Annotated in this window: 10 protein-coding genes; 8 read left to right on the forward strand and 2 right to left on the reverse strand. The window is 44.7% G+C overall.

Annotated elements, in window-relative coordinates:
• Nucleotides 1-416: 416 nt before the first annotated feature.
• On the reverse strand, nt 417-2,375 hold the full coding sequence (locus tag ACE04G_RS10110) for an ABC-F family ATP-binding cassette domain-containing protein (RefSeq protein WP_449003793.1): 1,959 nt from the start codon (nt 2,373-2,375) through the stop codon (nt 417-419).
• Nucleotides 2,376-2,653: 278 nt separating this feature from the next.
• Here ACE04G_RS10110 and ACE04G_RS10115 point away from each other — a divergent pair, with 278 nt between their 5' ends.
• From ACE04G_RS10115 to ACE04G_RS10150, 8 genes are all read left to right on the forward strand, one after another.
• Complete coding sequence (locus ACE04G_RS10115) at nt 2,654-3,292, forward strand: 5-formyltetrahydrofolate cyclo-ligase (protein ID WP_221819137.1); 639 nt, start codon at nt 2,654-2,656, stop codon at nt 3,290-3,292.
• Between the two features lie 15 nt (nt 3,293-3,307).
• Complete coding sequence (gene moaC / locus ACE04G_RS10120) at nt 3,308-3,811, forward strand: cyclic pyranopterin monophosphate synthase MoaC (RefSeq protein ID WP_221819138.1); 504 nt, start codon at nt 3,308-3,310, stop codon at nt 3,809-3,811.
• A 37-nt stretch (nt 3,812-3,848) separates the two neighbouring features.
• Nucleotides 3,849-4,334, forward strand: a complete 486-nt coding sequence (locus ACE04G_RS10125) for a MogA/MoaB family molybdenum cofactor biosynthesis protein (protein ID WP_017690080.1) — start codon at nt 3,849-3,851, stop codon at nt 4,332-4,334.
• Nucleotides 4,335-4,542: 208 nt separating this feature from the next.
• Nucleotides 4,543-4,791, forward strand: coding sequence for a twin-arginine translocase TatA/TatE family subunit (gene tatA / locus ACE04G_RS10130; protein ID WP_036611264.1), 249 nt, complete (start codon nt 4,543-4,545; stop codon nt 4,789-4,791).
• 78 nt (nt 4,792-4,869) lie between these two features.
• Nucleotides 4,870-5,652 carry a twin-arginine translocase subunit TatC gene (tatC, locus tag ACE04G_RS10135; protein ID WP_405131605.1) on the forward strand — a complete coding sequence of 261 codons (783 nt, stop codon included), beginning with the start codon at nt 4,870-4,872 and terminating at the stop codon, nt 5,650-5,652.
• A 399-nt stretch (nt 5,653-6,051) separates the two neighbouring features.
• Nucleotides 6,052-6,333 (forward strand): co-chaperone GroES, encoded by a 282-nt coding sequence (groES, locus tag ACE04G_RS10140; protein WP_017690077.1) that lies wholly within the window; start codon nt 6,052-6,054, stop codon nt 6,331-6,333.
• A 73-nt stretch (nt 6,334-6,406) separates the two neighbouring features.
• The gene (groL, locus tag ACE04G_RS10145; protein ID WP_036611259.1) at nt 6,407-8,041 is read left to right on the forward strand and encodes a chaperonin GroEL; all 1,635 of its coding nucleotides are present in this window, start codon (nt 6,407-6,409) and stop codon (nt 8,039-8,041) included.
• Nucleotides 8,042-9,170: 1,129 nt separating this feature from the next.
• Nucleotides 9,171-9,872: a hypothetical protein gene (locus ACE04G_RS10150; RefSeq protein WP_449003790.1), complete on the forward strand. Its 702-nt coding sequence runs from the start codon at nt 9,171-9,173 to the stop codon at nt 9,870-9,872.
• A gap of 69 nt (nt 9,873-9,941) precedes the next feature.
• Here the strand turns inward: ACE04G_RS10150 and ACE04G_RS10155 are convergent.
• Nucleotides 9,942-10,504 (reverse strand): IS3 family transposase (locus ACE04G_RS10155; protein WP_486094406.1); only part of this gene is annotated, 563 nt, incomplete at its 5' end.

A 10,504-nucleotide genomic window follows, 5' to 3' on the forward strand; every position in this document is an offset into this window, starting at 1 on the left:
TTCGAAACGAAAAGGGTTTAGGGGATAGAATGACTCCTTACTATCCACAAAGTTGTGGATAAAGTGGATAACTTGGTGGATAAATATGGTTTTTGTGTGTAAAAGGCTATTCTACCGCTGTATAATTAAGCTTATTAATGTGCTTGCTATCTTGCTTTCATGTGGATAAGTGTGAGGGAAAAGGGGATAAAAATATTTCTCTTCATTCGAGTAAATTTGACAAAAGTCAAAACAGCTTCCCTAACCTCCGTATGTTAGAGATCAATCTCAAGGAACATACAGAACATAAGGTGCATACCTTCAATACTCATCCGTAACAAACAAAAAGCTGATCCCAATAAGGAATCAGCCAGTGGTACAACTATACTTGTATGGACGCGATCAAGCCATGGTCTGAGTCTGTACAATTCGTCCTACTATTCCATAGCTAGTTCTTCCCAGTCCTCGTATGCTTTGGTGAGTTCTACTTTGTGTTTCTCCGATTGTTGCTGGAGTTCTTGCAGCTTCATATAATCCTGATAGATTTCAGGCAGAGCCATCTGTGCCTCAAGTTCGGTAATCTTTGTTTCCAACTCCGCAATCTGTTGTTCCAGAGCTTCCTGCTTGCGTTGACGGTTACGTTCTTCACGTTTCGCCTGTTTTTCCGCTTCGAATGAAGCCGCTCCGGATTTTTCGGTTGTGGCTGTGTTCAGATCGGATTTGGACGAGTTCTTGGACGAAACCTGACGTGCCTCAGCAGCTTCACGTGCGATGTCCTCAAGCTCCTGTTTTTTCTCCACATAATCATCGTAATTACCGAGATATTGTTCTGTGCCGCCTGGATGAAGCTCAACAATGCGTTCAGCCATTTTATTGAGGAAGTACCGGTCATGGGAGATGAACAGCAGAGTGCCTTCATAATCCATTAATGCCGCTTCCAGCACTTCTTTGGCAAACAGGTCGAGATGGTTGGTAGGCTCGTCCAGAATGAGCATGTTGGCTTCCTTCAGCATCAACTTGGAGAGAGACACACGTGCTTTCTCACCTCCGCTGAGGGAGGAAATCTTCTTGAGCACATCGTCACCGCTGAACAAAAAGTTCCCCAGTACAGTCCGAATACGGGCTTCTTCCATCCCAGGGTAGGCACTCCACAGCTCTTCGAGAACCGTATTGGACGGATTGAGCCCAGTCTGTTCCTGATCATAATAGCCAATCTGCACTTTTGTTCCCCATTGGATCTCCCCGGTTACCGGACGTAAACTTCCCGTAAGGCACTTCAGCATGGTAGATTTACCGATACCGTTTGGACCAATTAGAGCAACGGTCTCCCCGCGCCGCAGATCGAAGGATACATTGCGGAACAATGGAGAGGCCTCGTCATAAGCGACAGACAACTGATCCACTCGAAGTACTTCCTTGCCGGACATAACAGCTGTTTCGAAGGAAAAGTGGGCTTTTTTCAAATCTCCCATCGGTTTATCAAGGCGCTCCATTTTGTCGAGGGCTTTGCGCCGGCTTTGCGCCCGTTTGGTCGTCGAAGCACGTACAATGTTTTTCTGGACAAAATCTTCCATTTTGGAGATTTCACCCTGTTGTTTCTCATATTGCTTCATCTGAGTTTCATATTCGGCAGCTTTGAGCTCCATATAACGGCTGTAATTTCCCGTATATTTTTTGGAGCGGTGACGTTCGATCTCAACGATGGTCGTTACGAGTCGATCAAGGAAGTACCGGTCATGGGATACCACGAGCAGTGCGCCTGAATAACCTCTCAGATAATCTTCCAACCAAGTAAGGGTGGCGATATCGAGATAGTTGGTAGGCTCGTCCAGCATGAGCAGATCGGGTGCCTGAAGCAGAATTCGAGCAAGCGCAAGGCGTGTCTTCTGCCCGCCGCTCAGCGTAGCAATGGGGGTGTCTGGCGAAAATTCGCCGAATCCCATCCCGTGCAGTACGCTGCGAATGCGGGTTTCCATCTCATAACCGCCATGGTCCTTGAACCAGTCGGAGCGTTTTGCATAACGTTCCAGCAGGTCCGCATACTTTTTCTCGTCTTCCATCTGGGCAGGGTCGGCAATATCGCGTTCCATCTGACGCAAATCGGCTTCAGCCTGTGTCAGGTGAGCAAAGACGTTCATCATTTCTTCCCAGATGTTACGGTCGGATTGAAGCCCGCTGTTCTGAGCGAGGTAACCGAGCGTCGTTTCTTTGGATTTGAAAATCTGTCCTCCATCATAGGACATTTCACCGGCTACAATTTTGAGCAAAGTGGATTTTCCTGCACCGTTTACACCAACGAGGCCGATGCGCTCGCGTTCTAATATTTGTAAGTTCACGCCGTCCAGGATAGGATCGACACCAAAACGTTTGATAATTCCGGATACTTGCAGCAGCATAAAATTAAGTTCCTCCATAGGTCCAGTTCTTGATATGACAACTATATCCCAGTTTACATGAAATACAGAGCAATTGCACCGATTGGGAACGCATGGGGTATGTAGTCTTTTTGATCAATCAATGATAAACTGAAAGAAGGCATGTTATTACATGAGGATTTTGCAGAAAATGAATCATTTTAACCATTCAACAAGATGACAACTGGTCATAACATATAAATTGTTTTAAATGAGAGCTTTTTTCTACCTTCCCTATCAACAGGAGGTTATTCAAGGATATGCAGGATCATGCGGAACTGAAAAGTCAGCTTCGATCCAGACTGAGACAGAGCCGTGATCTGATGGATGCAAGCATGCGTCAGCAGGCAATGACTAAGATTAACGCTGGAGTGAAGCGGGAGCTGGAGCGCCTTAGACAGGCCAAGAGTAAGGTCGTGAACAGACCACTCGTCATATTCAGTTATTTGTCCTATGGAAGCGAAGCGTCCACAGCTTTTCTGTTTCAAGAGGGCTGGAAACATGGAGATGTGATGTTTGCACCAAAAGTGTTGGCGAATCCACCTCGAATGGAGCTACGGCGAGTGACCGGAGAACAAGATCTGGAGCCAGGCATATGGGGGATACCGGAACCCAAGGATTCCTGTGAAGTCCTGACGCCTGATGATTGGCCGGGTATCGATCTCATATTGGTACCGGGGCTTGGTTATGATCTCCATGGCGGGCGTATTGGTTATGGTGGCGGTTATTATGATCGTTTTGCCGAGACGCTTGCAGCAACATGTGCGATGCCGGGCAAGAAACCGTTGATGGCTGCGATGGTGTTGCCGGGTCAGTTACAGGAGGAAATCCCGATGGACCTGCTCGATCTGCGGATTGATCTGTTGATAACAACCGAAGGTATATTACATATCGAATAAAGGGTTGTGATGTGATTGAGTTCAGAAGTGAACAACGGCCAGGATTCCGGTGGTAAACTTACCCATTTTAATGAACAGGGCCGGGCCCGGATGGTTGATATTTCGGGTAAGGAAATTACCGTACGTACGGCTGTGGCCGTGACGAAAGTGACGATGAATCCAGATACACTGGAAGCGATTCGGGAGGGCCGAATCGGTAAAGGTGATGTTCTGGCTGTGGCTCAGATTGCCGGGATTCAAGGCGCGAAGAAAACGTCGGACTGGATTCCGATGTGCCATCCACTGGCACTGACGGGTGTAGATATTCGTTTTCATGATAACGGAGTGGATGAATTACACATTGAAGTTACTGTCAAAACCGAAGGCAAAACGGGGGTTGAGATGGAGGCGCTCACGGCTGCCTCAGCTGCAGCACTGACGGTCTATGACATGTGCAAGGCCATGCAAAAAGATATGATTATCGGTCCAACCATGCTGAATTCCAAGAGTGGTGGCAAAAACGGTGATTACAGCCGATAGGCAATATTTATTTTCATAGAGGAGAAGGGTGATCTTTATGGTGTGGAGAACAGCAATCCTGACAGCCAGTGACAAAGGAGCCCGCGGGGAACGTGAGGATACGAGTGCACAAGTCATTCGGGAGCTGGTGGAAGAAGAGCTGGGTGGTCAAATCGTGGAGTACCGTATCGTTCCGGATGAACCCGATGAGATCATTGCGGCTTTGATTGAGATGACGGATTATTTTCACGCCGATCTGGTGCTGACTACCGGTGGCACGGAGCTGGCCATTCGTGATATTACTCCGGAAGCGACCCGGCGCGTAATTGAGCGAGAAGTTCCCGGGATGGCAGAGGCCATGCGGTACAGTGTAATGAGCAAAAACCGTTCTGCAATGCTGTTCCGTGGGGTATGTGGCATTCGTGGACGCACGCTGATTGTGAATCTGCCAGGTACACCAAAGGGTGTGCACGAACATCTGGCTGCCATTATGGATCAGCTTCCGGAAGCGCTGCTGATGGTTACGGGTCAGTTCAAGCAATAATTGGGCATGGACTCTTGGGCAAGATATCCGATTAGCCATGACCGTTGTTAGATTGTTCTAGTGACATCTCTTATTTGTGAATTTTGCGGGTTATGTAAGTGGTTACATCTATGGTATGATGGGCTTAAATTAAGAACGCAGTAGAGACATCTATGAACATCTGGCCGAGTATGCGCATCTTCGAAGCTTGAGACGAGGAGGATTATCAATGTTAAGTTCCATTGGACCAACGGGTTTTATTTTGCTGGCCGTGATTGCATTGTTGTTGTTTGGACCCAACAAACTTCCGGAACTGGGACGTGCAGTTGGGCGTACCTTCCGTGAATTCAAAGAGGGCGCTCGCGAGATTATCTCTGAGGATGACTCGTCCAATCGAAAAGAGCAGGAGAAGGCGAAACCGCTGGCGGCTGAGAGCACACCTGCAGACAAGCCTGCTGATAAACGCCTGCCGGAATAATCTTGACGGCAATGAAAGAGAAATCCCTTCCTGCCGGAAGGGTTTTGTATTTTAAGCTGGCAATAATGGGGGGCAGGCATGACGCAGCAAATGGAAGAAATGTCGATTACGGAACATCTGAGTGAGCTGCGGAAGCGGCTGATCTACGTATTAAGTATATTTGTGCTGGGCCTGATTGCAGGATTTTTTGTGGCGGACCCGGTATACCAATATCTGACCAAGGCAGAGTCGGCAAAAGGTTTTGTTTTACATGCCTTCTCGTTCTGGGACGGGATAGGCATCTACATGAAGATTGCCGGTTTGTTTTCACTTATTATTACGCTGCCGTTTACGGTGTATCAGATCTGGAAGTTTGTTAGTCCAGGACTAAAGCCGCGCGAACGAAAAGCAACGCTGAAGTATGTGCCCTATGTGTTTCTTTTATTTCTGACAGGTATGGCTTTCTCGTATTATGTTATATTTCCGATGGCACTTGCCTTCACAACAGCAATTACGGAGAAGATGGGGCTTGTGGAGACCTACGGGATGAAACAGTATTTCAGCTTCCTGTTTGGTATTGTGCTGCCTGTGTCCCTGTTATTTGAACTTCCTTTATTTATTATGTTTCTGACAGGACTGCGGATTCTGAATCCAATTCGCCTTCGCAAGATGCGCAGAGTTGCTTATTTTGTCTTGATCTTCATTGCAGTGGTCATTACACCTCCAGACTTTATTTCCGATCTGCTGGTGATGATTCCCTTGCTCCTGTTATATGAGATCAGTGTGTTATTATCCGCAATCGTATACCGCAAGCAGCTTGCAGCCGATGAAGAGATCGAATCCCGCTACGTTCGTGCCGAGGATAAGAAACATGCAGGCTGAATGAGGATAAGCTGTAATGTGCCCGGAAAAGACGGTATGTTCTTATCCGGGCTATTTCTGTAGACTGCCGACCAAACTACAGGACAAGCAGGCATATTATGTTCAACAATGGATACAATGGGAAAGGGACTGTCTGCTAACGTTGCAGAAGGGCTAAACAATTTCGTAGAATAAGATTAGTGAATTGCAACATAGAACCAGGCACAGCGGGTGTAATTTGGCTATGTTTGTGTAAATTCAACGTAAATTCTCGCAGGAATTCGTCAAAAGGACTTGAAATCATGCTTCAAGTTGAGTATCATAAAGTTGGTTGTTAGCACTGAACACTGTCGAGTGCTAATACATATGGCTACAACCTACAATGTAACGTTATATAATTTCAAAAGGAGGCTATTTTTCATGATCAGACCTTTAGGTGAACGCGTATTGGTAGAACCACTGGAGCAAGAACAAACAACTTCTTTCGGGATCGTACTCCCGGACTCCGCCAAAGAAAAACCGCAAGAGGGTAGAATCATTGCAGTTGGTGCTGGAGTATTGAAAGACGGCGTACGTGTAGCTCTGGAAGTGAAAGAAGGAGATCGCGTTATTTTCTCCAAATATGCCGGTACAGAAATCAAATTCGAAGGTAAAGAATATTTGATTATGAAAGAGAGCGATATTCACGCGATTCTCGACTAATTCAAATTTAATCGGATAACCGAACCATATAGCACCACCATTTTTCAACAAAAACTAGGGAGGTTTTCTTAAGATGGCTAAAGACATTAAATTCAGTGAAGACGCTCGTCGCTCCATGCTTCGTGGTGTGGACGCATTGGCTAATGCAGTAAAAGTAACACTCGGTCCTAAAGGCCGTAACGTGGTTCTGGAGAAAAAATTCGGAAGCCCGCTCATCACTAACGATGGTGTAACCATTGCTAAAGAAATCGAACTGGAAGATGCATTCGAGAACATGGGTGCACAACTGGTTAAAGAAGTAGCAACGAAAACCAACGATGTTGCCGGTGACGGTACTACAACAGCAACTGTATTGGCGCAAGCGCTGATCACAGAAGGTCTGAAAAACGTAACTGCAGGCGCTAGCCCAATCGGTATCCGTAAAGGGATCGACAAAGCGGTTAAAGCTGCGGTTGCTGAATTGCAATCCATCTCCAAACCAATCGATTCCAAACAATCCATCGCACAAGTTGCAGCAATCTCTGCAGCTGACGAAGAAGTAGGCGAACTGATCGCTGAAGCTATGGAAAAAGTGGGTAAAGATGGCGTTATCACAGTAGAAGAATCCAAAGGATTCGCTACAGAGCTTGAAGTGGTTGAAGGTATGCAATTCGACCGTGGATACATCTCTCCTTACATGATCACTGATACGGACAAAATGGAAGCTGTTTTGGACAATCCGTACATCTTGATCACAGATAAAAAAATCTCCAGCACGCAAGACATCTTGCCATTGCTTGAGAAAATCGTTCAACAAGGCAAACCGCTGGTATTGATCGCTGAAGATATCGAAGGCGAAGCACTGGCTATGCTGGTTGTGAACAAATTGCGTGGTACATTCAATGCTGTAGCTGTTAAAGCTCCAGGATTTGGTGACCGTCGTAAAGCAATGCTGCAAGACATCGCTGCCCTCACTGGTGGCCAATTGATCACGGAAGAACTGGGTCTGGACCTGAAATCCGCTGTTGTGGAACAACTGGGTACAGCTCGCCAAATCCGTGTAACAAAAGAAAACACAATCATCGTTGACGGTGCTGGTAACAAATCCGATATCGATGCACGTGTTAGCCAAATCCGTACACAACTGGAAGAAACAACTTCCGAGTTCGACAAAGAGAAACTGCAAGAGCGTCTGGCTAAATTGTCCGGCGGTGTAGCAGTAATCAAAGTTGGTGCGGCTACTGAAACAGAATTGAAAGAACGCAAACTTCGCATCGAAGATGCCCTGAACGCAACTCGCGCTGCGGTTGAAGAAGGTATCGTATCCGGTGGTGGTACAGCGCTCATGAACGTATATAGCGCGGTTGCGGCTGTAGCTCTGTCCGGTGACGAGCAAACAGGCGTAAACATCGTCCTGCGTGCTCTGGAAGCACCAATCCGCACAATCGCAGCTAACGCTGGCGAAGAAGGTTCCGTAATCGTGGAACGTCTGAAAAAAGAACAAACAGGAATTGGCTTCAACGCTGCAACTGGCGAGTGGGTTAACATGATCGAAGCTGGTATCGTTGACCCTGCAAAAGTAACTCGTTATGCATTGCAAAACGCTGCTTCTGTAGCAGCAATGTTCCTGACTACTGAAGCAGTTATCGCTGACAAACCAGAACCAGCAGGTGCTGGCGGCGGAATGCCTGACATGGGCGGTATGGGTGGAATGGGCGGCATGATGTAATAAAGGTGTAAAATCCTTTAAAGCATCATGTGCCTAGCAGAGTGAATTCTCGTTACGATGTGACAAGAATTTGTGAAGCAGTCACTGTTACAAATGATAAACAACACAAAAACCACTTCTTAATTAAGGAGTGGTTTTTGTGTTGTTTATCATTTTCATATCAGGATTTTTTGGATGATCGTAAGTATAAAAAACACAACGAAAGTTTGACTATACTAGGGTGTGTGTTCAAACTAATTAAATGGTAATATACGATACGAAATTCACGTGAGACAATGGTGGCTAATTCAAATTTTTTCCATCTGAACGAAACCACAAGGAGGGCATCCCGTAGTGGACAATCGAATTATGTTAGCGCTGACCTACAAGACCACTTCCCCAATAGGAAATCCGTCTACACCGGTTTTAGACGCTGACAGAAAGCGGGCATTTTGGATGGAGTGTTGTTGAAGCATATTTCCCTAAATTCTTATTAGGAAAGTGTGATGATTGATGCTTCGATTGTATGAGTACCAGCATGGATCAGTCGCAAAAGGGGCAAAGCAAGCGATTGGACGTTCCCGAGGTGGATTAACACCCACCTGAGTTCTTTTTTTATTTTGCGTGTAGTAATAGAAATATCCTTGAAGTAGTAGTTAAACAGACAGCTAATGAGTGGATGATATGGGAATAATGGGAGAAATAAACTTGAATATGTTGTATAATTATGGGTAATAAAGTGAGAATTAAGAGTGATAAGAAAATATATATTGAAGAGTACATGAAGAAAAGGAGCAAATTGATAAAACAATTATATGAAGCAAAAAACGTAATGAAAAGCTCGAGGGCAACATTCCTTATCATATATAACAAAGGCAAGCTGTATACAGATGTTATAAAAATTTTGGAAAGAGAAGTTATATATATATGAAGAAAATTAAGAGATTTAATTGCGTTACTGCCTAAAAGAAATCGGTAGAACGCTTGACTATAGCAAGAGTACAATTATCATATTAACAATTTATATTAACAAAAAAATACAAAATTATTTAAAAAGAGTAGACTATTAAATACTTATATGGTAACATTACCTTTATAACCTTTTTAGGTTAAAAAATAACAATAAAACAAATATTTAGGAGGTATTTATATGATGAAAAAAGGTGCAGTTGTATTGTTATCCAGTGCAATGTTACTTAATTCTTTAGTTGTTGCTAGTGCTAGTGCTAATGAAGTTTCAACCACTATTAATGATGTGAAAGTTTCTGCTGAGGTAGAGACAGTTTCTGTTCGTGATATTGTGCCAGCAGAGTACTTTGAAGAAGTAAAAGGGAAATATAAATCGAAAGAAGAAATTTTGAAAGCTACAGGATTTACAGTAGAGAAAACTGAAAATGCTAGTACTGTGCAACTTAACAAAGGAGCAACAACTGTAGATGATTTGGATGAATATGCTGCTCTACTGACGTATTATTCAGATATTGCTAACCAAAGCTTTAAAGCGTCATCAGCTCCTCAGATGAGGGCTGCTGCAGCTGGTTCCAATACAGCTACAGTTTGGGGAGATGGATTGGCTGCAGGGGCAAACCTTTCTTGGATTACAGCTACCGTGTATTATGATAGAAATAGTTCTGGGAATATAACCAAAGTTACTGGTAGTTCAAGCTCTCTTCAGGGTTTCCACCCTGGAAACTCTTGGGTTCATGATGCTGTTGCGACTAACAATTCTGCCTCTTTTTCAGGAAAGTCAGGTTCCATATATATCAAAGGAACTAGAACCCTTAGCATAATTTCTGGTGGTATTGGTGATATCGTATCAAAACCTCAATCATTTTTTATGGGATTGGGTTAAAATTATAAAAAAACTAAACTACCACCTTGCATATGGTCATACCCCTGTCAAGTAGACAGATGAAAAAAGCTATGCTGCCAGCGCGCATCGATATTCAATCGGTGCGCGCTGTTTGAGTTTGGCTTGAAATCGTCGGTAGTTGTAATGGTACATGTAATCTTCCACGGCTTGTCGAATCTCTGCTTCTGAATTACCCTGGTTAAGGTACAGCTTCTCTGTTTTGAGATGCGAAAAGAAAGATTCGATGCATGCGTTATCCAGGCAGGTTGCTTTGCGAGAGTGGCTGCCTTTGACGCCGAATGCTTCTAATCGTGTGTTGTACGCCTGAGACGTGTATTGGAAGCCTTGATCCGAATGGAGCACGGCTTCCGAAACGTCTCTTTTTTGTGTCCATTGTTCCACCGTATCCAATACGAGCTGAACATCGTTCCGTTTAGATAATTGCCAAGCTACAATTTCGTTGTTGAACAAGTCTTGAATGACAGACAGATAAACGAATGTGTTTCCATCCGAAATATAAGTAATATCCGTCACCATTTTTTGCTGGGGGGCTGTGGCATGAAATTTGCGCTTCAGGCGATTCGGATAAATCACAGATGGCGTATAGCTGGACTTCTTCCGCTTCTTACGAA

The organism is Paenibacillus sp. AGC31, from assembly GCF_057334655.1.